The organism is Sphingomonas sp. PP-F2F-G114-C0414 (genome assembly GCF_003688595.1).
Classification (GTDB): domain Bacteria; phylum Pseudomonadota; class Alphaproteobacteria; order Sphingomonadales; family Sphingomonadaceae; genus Sphingomonas.
This window is the reverse complement of the sequence record NZ_RCWT01000010.1, coordinates 620465-639123: the sequence shown is the minus strand read 5'-3', so window position 1 is coordinate 639123 and position 18659 is coordinate 620465. Positions and strand designations below refer to the sequence as shown.

General features: G+C 64.5%; 14 protein-coding genes. 9 read left to right on the top strand and 5 right to left on the bottom strand.

Annotation, left to right across the window (positions count from 1 at the left end):
- Window positions 1-69 precede the first annotated feature (69 nt).
- Window positions 70-924, bottom strand: coding sequence for a MoxR family ATPase (locus tag C8J47_RS07855; RefSeq protein WP_121885167.1), 855 nt, complete (start codon window positions 922-924; stop codon window positions 70-72).
- Between the two features lie 67 nt (window positions 925-991).
- Window positions 992-1657, bottom strand: a complete 666-nt coding sequence (locus C8J47_RS07850; protein ID WP_259467433.1) for a DUF6975 family protein — start codon at window positions 1655-1657, stop codon at window positions 992-994.
- A gap of 311 nt (window positions 1658-1968) precedes the next feature.
- Between C8J47_RS07850 and C8J47_RS07845 the strand changes: the two genes are divergently transcribed.
- The 5 genes from C8J47_RS07845 to C8J47_RS07825 all read left to right on the top strand — a co-directional run bounded on the left by C8J47_RS07845 (window position 1969) and on the right by C8J47_RS07825 (window position 7568).
- Window positions 1969-4242 carry a DPP IV N-terminal domain-containing protein gene (locus tag C8J47_RS07845; protein ID WP_404969258.1) on the top strand — a complete coding sequence of 758 codons (2274 nt, stop codon included), beginning with the start codon at window positions 1969-1971 and terminating at the stop codon, window positions 4240-4242.
- Window positions 4243-4248: 6 nt separating this feature from the next.
- The gene (locus C8J47_RS07840; protein WP_121885165.1) at window positions 4249-4965 is read left to right on the top strand and encodes an MgtC/SapB family protein; all 717 of its coding nucleotides are present in this window, start codon (window positions 4249-4251) and stop codon (window positions 4963-4965) included.
- A gap of 93 nt (window positions 4966-5058) precedes the next feature.
- Window positions 5059-5520: a VOC family protein gene (locus tag C8J47_RS07835; protein WP_121885164.1), complete on the top strand. Its 462-nt coding sequence runs from the start codon at window positions 5059-5061 to the stop codon at window positions 5518-5520.
- A gap of 179 nt (window positions 5521-5699) precedes the next feature.
- On the top strand, window positions 5700-6725 hold the full coding sequence (locus C8J47_RS07830) for an aspartate-semialdehyde dehydrogenase (protein ID WP_121885163.1): 1026 nt from the start codon (window positions 5700-5702) through the stop codon (window positions 6723-6725).
- Between the two features lie 69 nt (window positions 6726-6794).
- Window positions 6795-7568, top strand: a complete 774-nt coding sequence (locus C8J47_RS07825) for an alpha/beta fold hydrolase (protein WP_404969257.1) — start codon at window positions 6795-6797, stop codon at window positions 7566-7568.
- Between the two features lie 312 nt (window positions 7569-7880).
- On the opposite strand, the gene C8J47_RS07820 is transcribed toward C8J47_RS07825, so the two are convergent.
- The 3 genes from C8J47_RS07820 to C8J47_RS07810 all read right to left on the bottom strand — a co-directional run bounded on the left by C8J47_RS07820 (window position 7881) and on the right by C8J47_RS07810 (window position 10547).
- Window positions 7881-8387, bottom strand: coding sequence for a hypothetical protein (locus C8J47_RS07820; RefSeq protein ID WP_121885161.1), 507 nt, complete (start codon window positions 8385-8387; stop codon window positions 7881-7883).
- Between the two features lie 64 nt (window positions 8388-8451).
- On the bottom strand, window positions 8452-9888 hold the full coding sequence (locus C8J47_RS07815) for an AMP nucleosidase (RefSeq protein WP_121885160.1): 1437 nt from the start codon (window positions 9886-9888) through the stop codon (window positions 8452-8454).
- 179 nt (window positions 9889-10067) lie between these two features.
- Complete coding sequence (locus C8J47_RS07810) at window positions 10068-10547, bottom strand: peroxiredoxin (RefSeq protein WP_121885159.1); 480 nt, start codon at window positions 10545-10547, stop codon at window positions 10068-10070.
- A 108-nt stretch (window positions 10548-10655) separates the two neighbouring features.
- Between C8J47_RS07810 and C8J47_RS07805 the strand changes: the two genes are divergently transcribed.
- The 4 genes from C8J47_RS07805 (at window position 10656) to C8J47_RS07790 (ending at window position 18584) form a co-directional block, all read left to right on the top strand.
- Window positions 10656-11216 carry a YqgE/AlgH family protein gene (locus C8J47_RS07805; protein WP_121885407.1) on the top strand — a complete coding sequence of 187 codons (561 nt, stop codon included), beginning with the start codon at window positions 10656-10658 and terminating at the stop codon, window positions 11214-11216.
- A gap of 176 nt (window positions 11217-11392) precedes the next feature.
- Window positions 11393-12826: an adenosylhomocysteinase gene (gene ahcY, locus C8J47_RS07800; protein ID WP_121885158.1), complete on the top strand. Its 1434-nt coding sequence runs from the start codon at window positions 11393-11395 to the stop codon at window positions 12824-12826.
- A gap of 183 nt (window positions 12827-13009) precedes the next feature.
- A complete protein-coding gene (locus C8J47_RS07795) occupies window positions 13010-16132 on the top strand; it encodes a TonB-dependent receptor domain-containing protein (protein ID WP_121885157.1) in 3123 nt (1040 codons plus the stop codon).
- Between the two features lie 82 nt (window positions 16133-16214).
- Window positions 16215-18584: a PAS domain-containing sensor histidine kinase gene (locus C8J47_RS07790; protein ID WP_121885156.1), complete on the top strand. Its 2370-nt coding sequence runs from the start codon at window positions 16215-16217 to the stop codon at window positions 18582-18584.
- Window positions 18585-18659 lie beyond the last annotated feature (75 nt).

Sequence of the window (18659 nt, the reverse complement as noted above, 5' to 3'; positions counted from 1 at the left end):
CCGGCTTTGGTTAACGCATGGTCCTGCCGCGCTTTTCGGTCGGGTCGGCGTGGGTCGGTCTCGAAACGCTCACCCCTGATTCTTCTGCCGCTTCGCCATGAACGCCAGACGCTCGAACAGCATGACGTCCTGTTCGTTCTTCAGCAGCGCACCGTGCAAGGGCGGGATCGCCTTGGTCGGGTCGCGGTTCTGGAGGATGTCGAGCGGCATGTCCTCGTGCAGCAGCAGTTTCAGCCAGTCGAGCAGCTCGCTGGTCGACGGCTTCTTCTTCAGGCCCGGCACGTCGCGAACGTCGTAGAAGAGGTCCATCGCCTTGCTGACGAGGATCTTCTGGATGCCGGGAAAGTGGACGTCGACGATCGCCTGCATCGTGCCGCGATCGGGAAACTTGATATAGTGGAAGAAACACCGGCGGAGGAACGCGTCGGGCAGTTCTTTCTCGTTGTTGCTGGTGATGATGACGATCGGGCGCTCGACCGCGCGCACGGTTTCCTTGGTCTCGTAGACGTGGAACTCCATCCGATCGAGTTCCTGCAACAGGTCGTTGGGAAACTCGATATCGGCCTTGTCGATCTCGTCGATCAGCAGGACGGGCGGCGCGGGCTGGGTGAACGCCTCCCACAATTTGCCCTTGCGGATGTAGTTGCCGATGTCGTGGACGCGTGCATCGCCGAGTTGCCCGTCACGCAGGCGGGCGACCGCGTCGTATTCGTACAGGCCTTGCTGCGCCTTGGTGGTCGACTTGATGTTCCACTCGATCAGCGGCGCGCCGAGCGCTTTCGCGATCTCGTAGGCGAGGACGGTCTTGCCGGTGCCGGGTTCGCCCTTGATCAGCAACGGGCGGCGCAGCGTGACGGCGGCATTGACCGCGACCTTCAGATCGTCGGTCGCGACGTAGCTCTGGGTGCCCTCGAAGCGCTTCATGCGATGTCCCGTCCGGTTCTGAATACCCGGTATGGATAGAGGGGAAGCGTTGGTCAGTGCAAGCGCGTTACAGATCGCCGCGGGCACTCGCGCGGGCTTCGAGCAGCGACCACAGGCCGCGGTGCTGCGCGAACAATTGCTGTGCGCCGAACAGGATCGCGCGATCGCAACCGGGGGCTGCACCGAGGTCGACGATCGTCGCCGCCGTGACGGACTCGGCGGGGAAGCCGGTCGCGGGTACGGCCACCGAGAACCGTTCCGCCGCAGCATCGAGGACACGGCGGATCGCGGTCCAGTCGTAGACCAGCGCGGCGGCGGCGCCGGTGGCGCACCCGCGACGTTCGGACCGGGCCAGCATTTCGAGCGCGTGCCGTTCGTTGACCAGCGCGGTTTCGGTCAGGGCCTGGCCCGGCGTCGACGGCAACGGCCCGACCGCCGCGGTGAGTTGCGCGAGATAGGCGCGTTCCTCGGCAAACCCGACCGCGGCGGCGGCGAGCCATTCGGTCGCGGGCGGCTGCGCTGCCTGCGTCAGGACATCGGCGATCATGCCCGGATGGTCGCCGTGGATCGCGCACAATGCGTGGATCGCGTCGGAGAGCGTGCGTTGCACCGGCGTACCGAGCACGAGGCGGCGCATATGCGGGTGCGCGGCGCTGCCGTCGACCTCGCCCAGGCGGACGAGCGCGTCCCACGCATTCGACGTCCCGATCTGTAATGCCGCGTGGGAAACCATCGTGCTCCGGTCGAACAAGTCGTGCGCTGCGTATGCGCCACGCCGTTCCCTTGCGCCGCATCGCCTGTACGAAGCGCGTAGGAACATGGTGTACGTAAAATTAATTATAGCATCTTGGTCGCGAGGACGGTCGCAAATCCCGCATTTCCCGGACAATCACCGACGGTACGCGATCCGGTCTTTACGCCGTGACGCGTCGTCGCGATAACGCGCCCGGCGCCGGGACAGGATCGGCGACCTGATCCCACGGAGTCTACAGGATGCGCACATGGTTGCTCGGGCTTGCACTTGCTTCGGTCGGAACCGCCGCGATGGCCGCTGATCAGGTTACGCCCCCGGCCGCGCCCGCTACACCAGTGCCTGCGCCCGCACCGGCACGGCCGGTCGAGGCGGCCAAGCCCGGCGACCTGACGATGGCGCGCGTGTTCGGCAATCCGGACCTGTCGGGATCGCAGCCGAAATCGGTCCGGCTGTCGCCCGATGGCACATTGCTGACGAGCTTGCGCAATCGCGACGACGAGAAGGAGCGCTTCGACCTGTGGGCGGTCGACACCGCGACCGGGGCGGCGCGGATGCTGGTCGATTCGAAGAAGGTCGGCAGCGGCGCCGAACTGACCGAAGCCGAGAAGATGCAGCGCGAGCGGGCGCGGATCGGCGGCCAGAAGGGTATCGTCGCGTATGACTGGGCGCCCGACGGCAAGTCGATCCTCGTGCCGCTCGACGGCGACCTGTATCTCGCCGGGCTCGATGGCAAGGTCACGCGGCTGACCGACACGCCCGGCGGCGAACTCAACCCGGTGGTCAGCCCCAAGGGCGGCTTCGTCTCGTTCGTCCGCGACCAGAACGTCGTCGTCCAACCACTGAGTGGTGGCGCCGCGAAGGCGGTCACGACCGGTGGCGGCGGCACGGTGCATTTCGGCGAGGCGGAGTTCGTCGCGCAGGAGGAAATGCACCGCGACACCGGCTATTGGTGGGCGCCCGACGAGCAGCATATCGCGGTCGAGCGGTTCGACGAGGCGCCGGTCCATGTCGCGACCCGCGCCTCGATCGGCGCGACCGGGACCAAGGTCTACGAGCAGCGCTATCCCGCGGCGGGCACGCCCAACGTGCTGGTCGACCTCTACATCATGAAGCCGGATGGCTCGGGCCAGGTGAAGGTCGATCTCGGCCCCAACCGCGACATCTATCTGGCGCGCGTCGACTGGACACCCGATGGCCGGATGCTGCTGGTGCAGCGCCAGAGCCGCGACCAGAAGCTGCTCGAGATGCTGCGGGTCGATCCGGCGACGGGCAAGTCGACGATCCTGTTCACCGAGAAGTCGGGGGTGAAGAGCTGGCTCAACCTGTCCGACGCGTACCGCGTGCTGAAGGACGGCAGCCTGATCTGGCGCTCGGAGCGGAGCGGCTACGGTCATCTCTACCGGTTCGCATCGGGCAAGTGGACGCAGCTGACCAAGGGCGATTGGGTCGTCACCGATCTGGTCGGCGTCGACGAAGGGAAGGGACGCGTGTTCTTCCTAGGCAACAAGGACGACGTGCTCGAACAGCAGCTGTATTCGGTCGACGTCGCCAAGCCGAATGCGATCACCCGGCTGACCGAAGCGGGCTGGTGGAACAGCGCGACGATGGACGCCGCGGCCAGCCGCCTGATCATCTCGCGCTCGAACCCGAAACAGCCGACCCAGGTGTATCTGGCCGACGCGACCGGCAAGCGGCTGTCGTGGATCAACGAGAATGCGGTGGTCGAGGGGCATCCCTATTATCCGTATCTGGCGAGCCATCAGGAAACCAAGTTCGGGACGCTGAAGGCCAAGAACGGCATGACGCTCTACTGGGAGATGATCACGCCGCCGCTCGAGCCGGGCAAGAAATATCCGGTGTTCTTCGAGCATTACGGCGGGCCCGGCACCGGCCAGGTCGTTACGCGCGGCTGGCAGGGCGCGCTGCCACAATATCTCGTCGATCGCGGCTACATCTATTTCAAGATCGATAATCGCGGTTCGTACAATCGCGGCCGCGCGTTCGAGAACCAGATCTATCACGCGATGGGCACGGTCGAGGTCGAGGATCAGCTGACCGGCGCGAATTACCTGAAGTCGCTGCCGTTCGTCGAGCCGAGCAAGATCGCGACCTATGGCTGGTCGTATGGCGGCTATATGTCGCTGAAGATGCTGGAGAAGACGCCGGGCGTCTATGCTGCGGCCGTGTCTGGCGCGCCGGTCACCGACTGGCAGCTGTACGACACGCATTATACCGAGCGCTATCTCGGCGATCCGGCGACCGACCCGGCGAGCTATGCGACCTCGGCGGCGGTCGAGGACGCGAACCGCATCGTCGATCCGCTTCTGCTGATCCACGGCATGGCGGACGACAACGTGTTCCTCGACAATTCGACCAAGGTGGCGGCGCGGATGCAGGCGACCGATACGCCGTTCGAGATGATGTTCTACCCGGGCTATACGCACCGCGTGGCGGGGCCGGGGATCAGCGAGCATGTCTGGGGGACGATCCTGAACTTCCTCGACCGGACGGTGAAGGACAAGCCGGTGCCCGAAGCCACGCCGGCGTCGGCACCGGTGAAGTAAACGCCGATGCGGTTCGTCGAGACGTTTCACCTGTGGCCGTTCCTCGACACGCTGGTGAGCTATATCGCCGCGTTCGTCTTCGGGACGCTGATCGGGGCGGAGCGGCAATATCGCCAGCGCACCGCGGGGTTGCGGACGAACACGCTGGTCGCGCTCGGGTCGGCGGCGTTCGTCGATCTCGGGCAGCGGCTGGGCGGCGATGTCGAGTCGATCCGGATCATTGCTTACGTCGTGTCGGGGATCGGCTTCCTCGGCGCGGGCGTGATCATGAAGGAGGGGATGAACGTCCGCGGCCTCAACACCGCGGCGACGCTCTGGTGCTCGGCGGCGGTCGGATCGTGCGCGGGAAGCGACATGATCGCGGAGGCGGGGTTGCTCACCTTCGTCGTGCTGCTCGCGAACACCGCGCTGCGGCCACTGGTCGACGGGATCAACCGGATCCCGACCGAGGGGCGGACGATCGAGGCCACCTACAGCGTGATGGTGACGGTTGCGGCGGGGGATGCGGGACCGATCGGCGATCTGGTGGTCGAGCATCTTGAGGCTGCGCAGTTGCAGGTGGCGGAGTTGGCCGTGACCGAGCGCGGCGAGGACCGGGTCGAGATTGCCGCGACGCTGGTGGCGACGAACGTGCCGGCGGAGGAACTGGATGCGATCACGGATCACCTGGCGAAGGTGCACGGAATCGAGCATGCGACGTGGCAGGCTAAGACGCATGACTGACGGGTGCAGGACGCTGGACGATGCCTGAGTTGACGTTGCCAACGTCTGAAATGGCCCACACTTGGGACGTTCAGGTCCAGTGAGAGTGCAGCAATGAACGACGCCGCAAACGTAATTGCCGTGGACCACACGGGTTTCGCTGTATCGTCTTTGGACGAAGCCGTTCGGTTTTGGACGGGAGCGCTCGGTTTCACACTTGAGCGACAATCGGAGATGGGGGGCGACTTCCTGCATCAGGTGACAGGTGTCGATGATCCGAGTGTGAAAACGGCGATCGTCAGGGCCCCAGACGGCTACGTTGTCGAACTGTTGCAATATTCGAGAGGGCACCAGAACGGGGCGGTGCCTTCCAGCGCGGGATCGATCGGGGCGGCCCACCTGGCGCTGACCGTAAAGGATATTCATGCCGCTATTGCCCGCGTCGAGGCAGCAGGATGGAAGGCCAAGGGTAGTCCGCTACCGATCGCGGGTGGTCCCCGGAAGGGTACGTTGGTGGCATACGTTTCAGGCCCCGATCATATCACGATAGAGCTTATGCAGCCGCCGGCCCGTTAATACGCCTGCGGAAGTTTTCCCGCTTCACCATCCTTTTCGGGAAAGGCGGCAACTGCCTAATGTCGGCTATCACCACCCGCCCTCCCAAACTCCCCCTATCCGCGCAACAAGTCGAAAGCCGTTGGACCTCGTCGCGCAACGTCGGTACTGCCCGCCCCAAGTCCAATCGGAGTGACAACATGGGTTATCGGGTGGTGGTCGCGGGCGCGACCGGCAATGTCGGGCGCGAGATGCTCAATATCCTGGCGGAGCGCGAGTTTCCCGCCGACGAGATCGCCTGCGTCGCGTCGTCGCGCAGCCAGGGGTTGATGGTCGATTACGGCGACACCGGCAAGCAGATCAAATGCACGAACATCGAGCATTTCGACTGGAACGGCTGGGATATGGCGCTGTTCGCGATCGGCTCCGAGGGCACCGCGGTCTACGCGCCGATCGCCGCCGCTGCCGGCTGCGTCGTGATCGACAATTCGTCGCTCTACCGCATGGACCCCGACGTGCCGCTGATCGTGCCCGAGGTGAACCCCGAGGCGATCGACGGCTACAAGGTCCGCAACATCATCGCCAACCCGAACTGCTCGACCGCGCAGATGGTCGTCGCGCTGAAGCCGCTGCACGACGCCGCGAAGATCCTGCGCGTGGTCGTCTCGACCTATCAGTCGGTGTCCGGCGCGGGCAAGGCGGGGATGGACGAGCTGTTCGAACAGAGCCGCAACATCTTCGTCGGCGATCCCGCCGAGCCCAAGCTGTTCACCAAGCAGATCGCCTTCAACGTGATCCCGCACATCGACAGCTTCCTCGACGACGGCTCGACCAAGGAAGAATGGAAGATGGTCGTAGAGACCAAGAAGATCCTCGACAAGAAGATCAAGGTCACCGCGACCTGCGTCCGCGTCCCCGTGTTCGTCGGCCATTCGGAAGCGATCAACATCGAGTTCGAGAACGAGATCTCGGCCGAGGAAGCGCAGAACATCCTGCGCGAGGCGCCCGGCATCATGCTGGTCGATAAGCGCGAGGACGGCGGCTACATCACGCCGATCGAGTGCGTCGGCGACTTCGCGACCTACATCAGCCGCGTGCGCGAGGATCCGACCGTCGAGAACGGCCTCAACCTGTGGTGCGTCAGCGACAATCTGCGGAAAGGTGCGGCGCTGAATGCGGTGCAGATCGCCGAGTTGCTCGGGCGTCGGCATCTGCAGAAGGCGTGAACGCGCGGGGCGGCGACGGCGTGTCGCCGCCCTTCGATCTGGCGACGACAGGCAATGCAGGATGAGTTTGTGAGCAGCACCCCGAGCGAGACGCAGTTTTTCGAGAGCTTCGACGGCACGCGTCTGGCGTGGCACGAGGTCGGCCCAACCACCGATGGTACGCGCGCGGTGGTGCTGATCCACGGCTATTTCTCCGACGCGAAGACCAACTGGATCCGCTATGGCCACGCCGCCAAGATCGCCGCGAAGGGCTTTCGCGTGATCATGCCCGACCTGCGTGCGCACGGTGAGAGCGACAAGCCGCATGGGCTGGAGGCGTATCCGGCCGACGCGCTGACGCAGGACGGGCATGCGCTGATCGCGCATCTCGGGCTGACCGACTATGATCTGGGCGGCTATTCGCTGGGTGCGCGGACGACGTCGCGGATGCTGGCGACGGGCGCGACCCCGCGTCGGGTGATCTTCTCGGGGATGGGGCTGGAGGGGCTGACGCAGACGTCGCGGCGTGCCGGGCATTTCCGGAACATCCTGACCAGGCTCGGGCAGCATGTGCAGGGTACGCCCGAGTGGCTGGCGGAGGCGTTCCTCAAGACCACTGGCGGCGATCCGGTGGCGTTGCTCGGCATTCTGGAGACGTTCGTCGATACTCCGCTGGAAACGGTGAAGGCGATCCGGCAGCCTACCCTGATCGTGTGCGGCGGTGAGGATCAGGACAACGGGTCTGCGCCGGACCTCGCGGCGGCCTTGCCACACGGCGAATACGTCGAGACGCCCGGTGGGCACATGAGTGCGGTGGTGAAGCCCGAACTCGGTCAGGCCATCGCGGATTTTCTCGCTCGTTAATAACGAGCGCCCTTAGCCGGTCATCTTGGCGAACGTCGGGTTTAGGGAGACGAACCGCAAGCTTGCTTACTTCTGGTTCCCCCGCGAAGGCGGGGGCCCAGGGTTACAAACGCTTCCGTGGTCTTAGCTGGACCCCCGCCTCCGCGGGGGAACGGTCGGCAGCGCGGCTCTTGTGTTTTACCGCCCCGGCGAAGGCCGGGGTCCAATTGGGAAACGCCGCTAACGGAGCGATGAGCTTAGTTACTCAAGACGTTCCAATTGGGCCCCGGCCTTCGCCGGGGTGGAGGCTTGGTTTGGCAGCGTGCCCGGCACCTACTCCGGAACCGTTCCCGGATCGGCGATGCCGGCATCGAACGACTTCGACGAGTCTGCCCCGTCAGCCTGATGCGCGTGCTTGCCCTTCGGTTTGGGCGCCGGCTGTCCCTTGGGCGTGCTGCCTCGCAAGGTCAGCAACGCGCCAACCGCCGCTCCGGCAACCGCGACACCACTGAAGATCGCAGCCGCACCCCATTTGCCGCGGGTCTTTTCCGGTGGCTTGGCGACCGGGACCGGCGTCGCCGAGTTGCGCGCGGGTACCGGGCGCGGCGTGCTGCGCTTGGTCGAGCGCGGCTTTGGCGTCGGCTTGGCTGCGGGCTTTGGCGGTGCGGCGGCCACGGGCTTGTCGGCAACCGGTTTTGCCGCCGGCACCGGCTTCGACGCGACCGGCTTGGCGGACGACGTGGCGGCCGGAGCCGCTTTCGGCGCACTCGCCTTGCGCGGTGCGCGGCGGCGGGTGACGGGCTTCTTTGCTTCCGTATCGGGCGTGTCGGTGTCGGCCACGGTTATCTTCCCTCAGCAATGATTGCGGATGCGTAACCCATTCTCGCGCGATCCGCTCCGATTTTTACCGAAAAGGTGGCTCGTCGAATGCGCGGAGCTTGCGGCTGTGGAGCTTCGGTCCCTCTAGGCGGAGCTGTTCGCAGGTCTCGATCCCGATTCGGAGATGCTCGCTGATCGCGCGTTCGTAGAAGCGGTTGGCCTGGCCCGGCAGCTTTAGCTCGCCGTGGAGCGGCTTGTCCGAGACGCAGAGCAGCGTGCCGTAGGGGACGCGGAAGCGATAGCCTTGTGCGGCGATCGTCGCCGACTCCATGTCGATGCCAACCGCGCGTGACAACGAGAAGCGCAAAGCCGACTTCGAATAGCGCAATTCCCAGTTGCGGTCGTCGGTGGTGACGATCGTGCCGGTGCGGAGGCGGCGCTTGAGCTCCTCGCCCGATTGGCCCGAGACGATCTCGGCCGCCTTGGCCATGGCGAGCTGGACTTCGGCGATCGCGGGGATCGGGATTTCGGGGGGCAGGACGTCGTCGAGGACGTGGTCATCGCGCAGATACGCGTGTGCGAGGACGTAATCGCCGATCCGCTGGCTTGGACGCAGGCCGCCGCAATGACCGATCATCAGCCACGCCTCGGGGCGCAACACCGCGAGATGGTCGCAGATCGTCTTCGCGTTCGACGGGCCGACGCCGATATTGACCAGCGTGATGCCGGTGCGGTCGTCCGCCATCAGGTGATACGCCGGCATCTGGTGACGGCGCCAGGCGCTGTCGGAGATGATCTTGTCGATGTCGTCACCCGACGAGATCGTGATCCCGCCCGCGCCCGACAGGCTCGTGAAGCGCGAGCCTTCACCAAGCTGCGTTCCCGCCCACCGGACGAACTCGTCGACGTAGCGGTGATAGTTGGTGAACAGCACGAAGCGCTGCGCGTGTTCCGCCGGCGTGCCCATGTAATGACGCAGGCGGGCAAGGCTGAAGTCCGTGCGCAGGCCATCGAACAGCGCGAGCGGACGCGTCTCGTCGTTGGCGACCCAGAGGCCATCGGCGATCTCGTCGCCGATATGCGCAAGTTCGGTCGCGGGGAAGTGACGCGACAATTCGGTGGCGGAGACCTCGTCGAGGCTCAGCGCGTGGCCGGGCTCGATCACATAGGGGAACGGAATTTCCTGGCGCCCCTCGACGGCTTCGACGGTGACGTCGTAATCCTCGATCAGCAGCGTCAGCTGTTCGGTCAGGTATTCCGCGAAGATCGCCGGCTTGGTGACGCTGATGCGGTATTCGCCTGCGTTGACGAGCCGACCGAACGAGCGGAGCGGGGTGGGCCGGTCGACACCACCCTTATAGGTGAGGCGGATCTCGGGATAGGCGAACGAGCCGTCCGTGCGGCTGGCCGGATCTGGCGTCGTGCCGTCGGCGATATAGGCGCTCATCGCGGCTTGGAGGCGCTCGACGGAGGCGCGGTAGAGGCGGTCGAGGTCGGCGACGAGGTCGGATGCGATTGTCATCGGGCAGTGTTAGGTGGCGGACGTTACGGTGGCAAGACTTCGAAATCCTCCCCGGCACGGGGAGGGGGACCGTTCGCGAAGCGAAGGGTGGAGGGGGCGTGCCGCACACGGTACGTTCGCGGAGAGCCCCCTCCGTCAGCCCTGACGGGCTGCCACCTCCCCGTGCCGGGGAGGAATGATCAGATCTCGCTGAGCAGGTGCTCGGCCGAGCTGACCTTGAACTCACCCGGAGCCTCGACGTTCAACTGCTCGACGACGCCGTCGTTCACCAGCATCGAGTAACGCTGGCTGCGCGTCCCCATGCCGAAGCCCGAGCCGTCCATCGTCAGCCCGATCGCCTTGGCGAAGTCGCCATTGCCGTCCGCGAGCAACGTGATGTCGCCGGCGCCTGCCGACTTGCCCCAAGCGCCCATCACGAACGCATCGTTGACCGAAACGCACGCGACCTCGTCGACGCCCTTGGCCTTCAGTTCGGCTTCCTTCTCGACGAAACCGGGCAAATGCTTGGCCGAGCAGGTCGGCGTGAACGCGCCGGGGACCGCGAACAGCGCGACCTTGCGGCCCTTGAAGAAGCTGTCGGTATCGACCTGATCGGGGCCATCCGCGGTGGCCTTGACGAGAGTGGTGGTGGGAAGGCGGTCGCCGACGCTGATCGTCATCTGAAATCTCCTGTGCCGCGCGGTCGTCGCGCGCGGTCCGTACCTTGGACGCCGGGCGCCGTATTTCAAGCGTGGCGACGGAGTACGCGCAACGCTATGTTCCTGGTCATGGACAAAACGCGCTTTCTTTCGGGACAATTCCTGCTCGCGATGCCGGGCATGAGCGACCCACGCTTCGCCCGCGCGGTGATCGCGATGTGCAGCCATGACGATAATGGCGCGATCGGGATCGGGATCGGCGCGACGATCGACGGTTTGGGCTTCCACGACCTGCTCGAACAGTTCGGGATCGAGCCGGGCGATGCGCCGAACGCGCCGGTGCATTTCGGCGGACCGGTCGAGCCGCGGCGCGGGTTCGTGGTGCATTCGTCCGACTGGGGCGGGCAGGATTCGGTCGATGTCGCCGGTCGTTGGAAGCTGTCGAGCACGGTCGACGTGCTGCGTGCGATCGCCGATGGGAAAGGCCCATCGGAGTGGGTGGTGGCGCTCGGTTATGCCGGTTGGGATGGCGGCCAGCTCGAGGGCGAGCTGTCGCGGCCGGGGTGGTTCAACGTGGCCGGCGATGCCGAACTGCTGTTCGAGACCGCGGCGGAGGATCGCTGGACGCTGGCCTTCGCGCAGGCTGGCGTGGATCCGCGGTTGCTTGTCGCGGAGACGGGCCGGGCGTAATCTTCCCCCCTCCCTGGAAGGGAGCCGAAGAAGGGCAACGCGACTTGCACAGCGTGCATCCCTAACCATCATATAAAGATATCTTTATATTTGATTTGGGGCCTCCACTCTCCTATGATGCAGTATCCGGCACGGGCATGAGGCTCGCCGATCACGATATTCTCAGGAGACTCCTCGTGGCCACCACGCTTGCGCCTACGAAGACCGACGCCAAGGCCGACTACGTCGTCGCCGACATCAGCCTCGCCGATTTCGGCCGCGCCGAGATCAACATCGCCGAGACCGAAATGCCCGGCCTGATGTCGCTGCGTACCGAGTTCGGCGCAGCACAGCCGCTCAAGGGCGCGCGCATCACCGGCTCGCTGCACATGACGATCCAGACCGCGGTGCTGATCGAAACGCTGACCGCACTCGGCGCCGACGTCCGCTGGGCGACGTGCAACATCTTCTCGACGCAGGACCACGCCGCCGCCGCGATCGCCGCGACCGGCGTGCCGGTGTTCGCGATCAAGGGCGAGAGCCTCGCGGATTACTGGAACTATGTCGGCGACATCTTCTCGTGGGATCGCGACGTAGAGGGCCAGACCGCCAACATCATCCTCGACGACGGTGGCGACGCGACGATGTTCGCACTCTGGGGCGCCAAGCTCGAAGCCGGCCACACGATGCCCGAGCCCGAGAACGAGGAAGAGGTAGAGATGCAGCGTGCGCTCAAGGCGTACGTCGCGAAGAACCCGGGCTACCTGACCGAGACCGTCAAGAACCTGAAGGGCGTCTCGGAAGAGACCACCACGGGCGTCCACCGCCTGTACGAGATCGCCAAGAAGGGCGAGCTGCCGTTCCCGGCGATCAACGTCAACGACTCGGTCACCAAGTCGAAGTTCGACAATCTCTACGGCTGCAAGGAATCGCTGGTCGACGCGATCCGTCGCGCGACCGACGTCATGCTCGCCGGCAAGGTCGCCTGCGTCGCCGGCTTCGGTGACGTCGGCAAGGGCTCGGCGCAGTCGCTCCGCAACGGCGGCGCGCGCGTGATGGTCACCGAAGTCGACCCGATCTGCGCACTGCAGGCGGCGATGGAGGGCTTCGAGGTCGTGACGATGGAAGATGCCGTGTCGCGCGCCGACATCTTCTGCACCGCGACCGGCAACGCCGACGTCATCACCGCCGATCACATGAAGGCGATGAAGCCGATGTCGATCGTCTGCAACATCGGCCACTTCGACTCGGAGATCCAGATCGCCGCGCTGTCGAACTACGACTGGACCGAAGTGAAGCCCGGCACCGACCTGGTGAAGTTCCCGGACGGCAAGCAGATCATCATCCTGGCGAAGGGTCGCCTGGTGAACCTCGGTTGCGCCACCGGCCACCCGTCGTTCGTGATGTCGGCCTCGTTCACCAACCAGACGCTCGCGCAGATCGAGCTCTGGACCAAGGGCGAGAACTACAAGAACGAAGTCTACGTCCTGCCGAAGCACCTCGACGAGAAGGTCGCGATGCTGCATCTCGAGAAGCTCGGCGTGAAGCTGTCGAAGCTGTCGGACAAGCAGGCCGGCTACATCGGCGTGCCAGTCGAAGGCCCGTTCAAGCCGGACCATTACCGCTACTGATCCGCAGGATTCCGTGGGGTTTTCGAAAGCCGCGTCCGCCACCAGGCGGGCGCGGCTTTTTCGTTGCGGATCCGTGTTGCAGCGATGCAACATGTTTGTAATGTTTCGCCACCCCCGTTGATAAAGCGGCATAAAAGGTGTCCTTTCGGCCCGTAAAAAAGATTGTAAAAGGGGTTCGTCGGCATGGTTGGTATACCGCTTCTAAAGTCAGGGCTGTTCGTCACGGCGTCCACCGTGGCGTTCGTATTGGCCGCTGCAAATTCTGCGAGTGCCCAGACGACAGCGCCGGTCGAAGCCCAAACCCAGATGGAGCAGCCTGACAGCGCCGTGCCCGTTGATGCCAAGGCCGCGACCGATTTGCCGGAGACTGCTACATCGGACGCAAAAACGGGCGGCGATATCGTCGTTACCGGCTCACGTATTCCGCGCCGCAACCTGGATAGCGGACAGCCGACGTTAGTCGTGGATAGTCAGCTTATCGAACAGCGGGGCTATTCGAATGTTGCCGACGCGTTGCAGGATCTTCCGTCGTTCGGCGTGCCGGGCAGTAGCCGTGTCGGCGCCCAGGCCGGTGCGTTTGGATCAGGGCAGTCGTTCCTGAATTTCTTTGGATTGGGTGATCAGCGCACGTTGACCGTCGTCAATGGCCGTCGCTTCGTCAGTTCGAATACCTCTTCCATCTTCGGACCGACCGGGTCTGGTTCCCAGGTCGACTTCAATGTAATTCCAACGCTGTTGGTCGACCGGGTCGAGACGATCGCAGTCGGCGGTGCGCCAATCTACGGGTCCGACGCGGTAGCGGGAACGATCAACGTCATTACCAAACGCAAGTTCAGCGGATTGCAGTTGGACGGGCAATATGGGATCGCTGATCGCGGCGACGCGCCGGAATACCGCGTGCGCGGACTGGCTGGCTATAACTTTGCCGGGGGTCGAGGCAACATCACAATTGCCGGCGAATATAATAAGCAGTTCGGTTTGACGCTTGCTGATCGTCCCAACAGCCGACTCAATTCATCGTTCACGACGCCGCTCGACCCAGCGTCGCCGTTCAAGAATGCCTATATCGCGGACCGGCGCCTTCCCGCGCTGAACGAATTTGGCGCGCCGCTAGTTACCGACTATTTTCCGATCTCGGCTGGTCAGGTCGCCAATTTCGGGTTTCAGCCAAGCGTCACGAATGCCGCGGGGCAGGCCGTTGCTTTCGACAAGACGGGCAATCTTGTTCCAATCGATTTTGGCCATCAGACCGGAAACCAGATCAACTTTAACGGCGGCAATGGTTTCGTTATCCCAGGCAATCTTCTGACGCCCGTCCAGCGCTATCTCGGGACCGCGCTTGCCGAATTTCAGGTGACCAACAACGTGCGCATCTTTGGTGAAGGATGGTACGCTAACAGCAAGGGCAACCAGCTCCGCGATCAACCGGTCTACAACACAGCATTGTTCGATACAGCGGGCAGACCAGACGGGAACCTAATTCTTAGCGTTAACAATCCGTTCCTCAGCACAGCTGCCCGCAATACGATCGTCTCCGCACTTGCCGCCAATCCTGCGTCCGACTCCCAAGATAGTTTCTATCTTGGCAGGGCCAATACCGATCTCGTGTCGGGCGCTGGCTCATCGACGGTGGAACTGTACCGCTTCGTTGCGGGTGTCGACGGGAACTTCAATGCGCTCGGGAAACAGCAGAAATTCGAAGTGGTCGGCAATTACGGTCGATCGACCACGCAAGGCAGCGAACGTGTGCTGGTCCAGCAGAATTTCCAGAACGCGCTGAACGCGGTCCGTGACGCCAGCGGCAACATCGTCTGTGCCCCGGGCTCGGTAAATGCCAATATCGCGACGATCAGCAGCACGTGCAGCCCGATCAACCCGTTCGGCCAGCAGATCAGCCAGGCAGCGCGCGATTACGTCACGGCGGTCGCAAACCCGCGCGCGGTGAACGAACAGTGGGTCGTCACGGCATCGCTGTCGGGCGAATTGTTCGATGTCTGGGGCGGTGGCGTCGGCTATGCACTTGGTTATGAGCACCGCAACGAGAAGGCATCGTTCGATCCCGGCACGTTCTATTATGGCGAGGTCGATCCCACCGACCCGACTGGTGGGCGCACGCAGTTTGGTCGGACGATTCCGATCGATCCCGTCATGGGCAGCTTTCACACCAACGAGGTGTTCGGCGAGTTGAACGTACCGCTCATCGGGCCGGATCAGAATATCCCTTTGGTAAACCGGTTCGAGCTGCACGGGGCTGGCCGCTACATTGATAACTCGCTTGCGGGTGGCGACTGGACCTACACCGGCGACGTACGGTGGGAGCCGATCAGTGGTTTGGCGCTGCGGGGCAATTACACCCGCTCGGTACGTGCCCCGGCGGTGACCGAATTGTTCAACCCGACGAGCCAGATTTTCACGACGGCTAACGACCCGTGTGACTCGCGGTTCATCGGTGGTGGTCCCAACCCGACGCAGCGGGCTGCAAACTGCGCAGCGGCGGGCCTTCCGGCAAACTTCCAGTCGAATATTGTCGATGCGACTGCGCGCGGAACGATCTCCGGCAACACGGATCTCCGCAACGAGACCGCGAACGCGAAGACCTTCGGCGTCATCCTGCGTCCGGCCTTTCTCCGCGGGTTCAACGCAACCGCGGACTGGATCGATATCAAGCTGAAAGATGCGATCCAGACACTCGACGCGGATCAGGTACTTCAGGGCTGTTATGACAGCGCGAGCTATCCCACCGCACTCTGCTCCAACTTTACCCGCACCGGAGCCGGCCAGATCACGTTCATCCAGACCGGCTATGCCAACGCCGCGTCGACGAAATTCCGCGGGCTCGTCGCGCAGATCGGGTATCAGACGCGTACGCCGTTCCTGGGCGCGGAAAGCTCGCTCAATTTCACGGGGAGCTACCAGTATACCGACAAGCTGGAGACCCGGGTTGGTGATGGTGATCTGACGACGCTGCGCAATTCGATCGGCTATTCGCCACATAAAGGATCGGTAAACGCAACCTACTCGAATTCGGGCTTCAGCCTGTCGGGACAGTGGTTGTATATTGGTAAAACCAAGGTGGACCCGGATCAGCCCGACACGGCGTATGAGTATCCGACGGTGAAGGCGATCAGCTATTTCAACTCGACGATCGCCTTTAACGTCAACAGCCAGTTCGGATTGCGCCTGATTGTGGACAATATTTTCGACAAGGGGACGCCCTTCCCGACCCCTGCAGGCGGGGGAACGACCACCTATTTCGATGGCATTTTCGGCCGCGCCTACAAGTTCGGCACGACGCTAAAATTCTAAAACGCGACTTCGCACCGGGTGAGGGTTGGATTAAGCGGGAGATCATGATGCTTCCGCCCCCACCAATCACCCGGTCGTCGAAATGATCGTCACCGGTATGTTGGCTTTGGTCGGCGTGGCTTTGTTTGTCGCCCTCGCGGTAGCCGTTACGATCTTTTTCTTCGGCTTACGCGCGCGCAACGCGGCCGCCGAAACGATCGAGGCCAATGCGTATCTTCGGACGCTGCTCGACGGATCGCCAGCGATCGTCACCGTGATCCGCTCCGGCGGGCGGATCGAGATGACGCAGCGGATGGCGGATTGGCTTGGGTTGGAGATGCCGCCGCGTTCGATCGCCGAATTGGCAACCGGCGGGACGGGGCTGTCCGCCGACGACGCAGCGCGGTTGATTGCGGATATCACTGCGGCGCAGCGCGCGGGGCGGACGTTCGTGCGGTCGGTGCGACTGGTCGGCTCGACCCGGGCGATCACGTTTCGTGGTGGCCGTGCGCCCGGCGAGATGGGCGCGGCGGGGGCGGTTTTGCTGTGGGCGTTCGATGCGACCGACAGCGAGGCGGAGATCGCTCGGCTCAGCGCCGAAACCACGCGGCTGGGATCGGCGTATGACTCGCTGACCGGGCTGATCGAGGCGGCGCCGATGCCGATGTGGTACCGTGCCAACGATCTGCGTCTGACGATGGTCAACACCGCCTATGTCGATGCGGTCGAGGGGCGCGATGCCGCCGACGTCGTCGCGCGTGGGCTGGAACTGGTCGAGGGATCGGGCCGCGGCGGGCCGCTGGCCGGCGCGGCGGTCGCGCGCGAACAAGGTCGGCCGCACCAGCAGGTCTTGCCCGCGACGATCGACGGCGCGCGGCGCTCGTTGCAGATTTACGACGTGCCGCTGCCGAGCGGTGGCGTGGCCGGGTTCGCGATCGATATCGAGGAACTGGAGCAGGCGCGGTCCGGCGCCAAGCGCTTTGCCGAGGCGCAGCGCGCGATGCTCGATCGGTTGTCGGCGGGCGTGGCGCAGTTCGGCGGCGACCGGTCGCTCGTGTTCTGCAACCAGCCGTTCAGGCGGATGTTCGCGATGCGCAGCGAATGGCTAGCCGATCGCCCCGAATTCGACCGCGTGCTGGAACGGATGCGCGAGGCCAACCGCCTGCCCGAGGTTCGCGACTTCCCGAGCTGGAAGGCGGAACGGCGCGACTGGTTCCTGCAGACCGGCGGATCGCAGAGCGGCCCGGTCGGCGGGGGCGCGATCGAGGAGAACTGGCATTTGCGCGGCGGCACGCATCTGCGCGTCGTCGCCCAGCCGCTCCCCGATGGCGGGCTGCTGCTGATCTTCGAGGATCGCACCGAGCAGGTCCAGCTTGCGAGCGCGCGCGACACGCTGTTGCGGGTGAGGACCGCGACGTTCGACAATCTGTTCGAGGCGCTCGGCGTGTTCGCGGCCGATGGCCGGTTGCAGGTCTGGAACAACCGGTTCCGGCTGTTGTGGGGGCTCGAGGAGGAATTCCTCGCTGCGCACCCGCGCGTCGATGCGTTCGCCGAGGCGGTGGGCGGCAAGCTCGCGACGCCGAGCCGTTCGGCGCTGATCCCCGATCTGGTCCGCTCGGCGACGGTCGAGCGGCAACAGCGCGGCGGGCGTGTGGCGTTTGCCGACGGGCGCCATTTCGAGTTCGCGGGGGTCCCGCTGCCCGATGGGAATGCGCTCTTCACGATGCTCGACATCACCGACAGCCGGCGCGCAGAGCAGGCGTTGCGCGACCGCGCCGATGCGCTGGAGGCCGCCGACAAGGTGAAGACCGCGTTCGTCGCCAACATGAGCTACGAGCTGCGCACGCCGTTGACCTCGATCAGCGGGTTCGCGGAGATGCTGCATGGCGGCTATGCGGGCGAGATGACGCCGCAAGCCGTCGGGTATGTCGGCGCGATCCTCGAGTCGGTCGAGCGGCTCGGGCTGCTGGTCGACGACGTGCTCGACCTGACCCGCGCCGAGAGCGACCGCGACGAGACCGACCGCAGCGACGTCGATCTCGCCAACACCGTGCGCGCCGCGGCCGAGACGATCCTGCCGTCGGCGAAACGGCGCAAACTCGACTTCGCGGTCGAGGTCGCGCGGTCGACAGGGCGCGTCAACGGCAATCCGAAGCGGCTGAAGGAGGTCGTCGAGCACCTGTTGCGACATGCGGTCGCGGCGACGCCGGATGGCGGACGCGTGCTGTTGCATACCGACGGCAATGCTACGTCGGCGCGGATCGTGGTGTCCGACGATGGGGTCGGGATGGATGCCGAAGCGGTGGCGCATGCGTTCGACCGGTTTGCGGAGTCGAAGCCGATGGGGGATCGGGCTTTGGGTCTCGGACTGCCGTTGGCGAAACAGTTCGTCGAGGCGCATGGCGGGACGATCGAGCTCGTGTCCGAGCCGGGAGCGGGCACGCTGATCACCGTAGAATTGCCGCGTCGATGAGGGTGTATCTTCTGCTCCCTCTCCCCTCCGGGGAGAGGGGCGGGGTGAGGGGTCGCCAAGCAATGTACCACTTGG

Bases quoted from the DNA above. Each gene is read 5' to 3' on its own strand.
- C8J47_RS07850 (WP_259467433.1), bottom strand. From the start codon at position 1,657: ATGGTTTCCCACGCGGCATTACAGATCGGGACGTCGAATGCGTGGGAC.
- C8J47_RS07830 (WP_121885163.1), top strand. From the start codon at position 5,700: ATGGGTTATCGGGTGGTGGTCGCGGGCGCGACCGGCAATGTCGGGCGC.
- C8J47_RS07805 (WP_121885407.1), top strand. From the start codon at position 10,656: ATGGACAAAACGCGCTTTCTTTCGGGACAATTCCTGCTCGCGATGCCG.
- C8J47_RS07810 (WP_121885159.1), bottom strand. From the start codon at position 10,547: ATGACGATCAGCGTCGGCGACCGCCTTCCCACCACCACTCTCGTCAAG.
- C8J47_RS07840 (WP_121885165.1), top strand. From the start codon at position 4,249: ATGCGGTTCGTCGAGACGTTTCACCTGTGGCCGTTCCTCGACACGCTG.
- C8J47_RS07795 (WP_121885157.1), top strand. From the start codon at position 13,010: ATGGTTGGTATACCGCTTCTAAAGTCAGGGCTGTTCGTCACGGCGTCC.
- C8J47_RS07815 (WP_121885160.1), bottom strand. From the start codon at position 9,888: ATGACAATCGCATCCGACCTCGTCGCCGACCTCGACCGCCTCTACCGC.
- C8J47_RS07855 (WP_121885167.1), bottom strand. From the start codon at position 924: ATGAAGCGCTTCGAGGGCACCCAGAGCTACGTCGCGACCGACGATCTG.
- C8J47_RS07845 (WP_404969258.1), top strand. From the start codon at position 1,969: ATGGCCGCTGATCAGGTTACGCCCCCGGCCGCGCCCGCTACACCAGTG.
- C8J47_RS07790 (WP_121885156.1), top strand. From the start codon at position 16,215: ATGATCGTCACCGGTATGTTGGCTTTGGTCGGCGTGGCTTTGTTTGTC.
- C8J47_RS07835 (WP_121885164.1), top strand. From the start codon at position 5,059: ATGAACGACGCCGCAAACGTAATTGCCGTGGACCACACGGGTTTCGCT.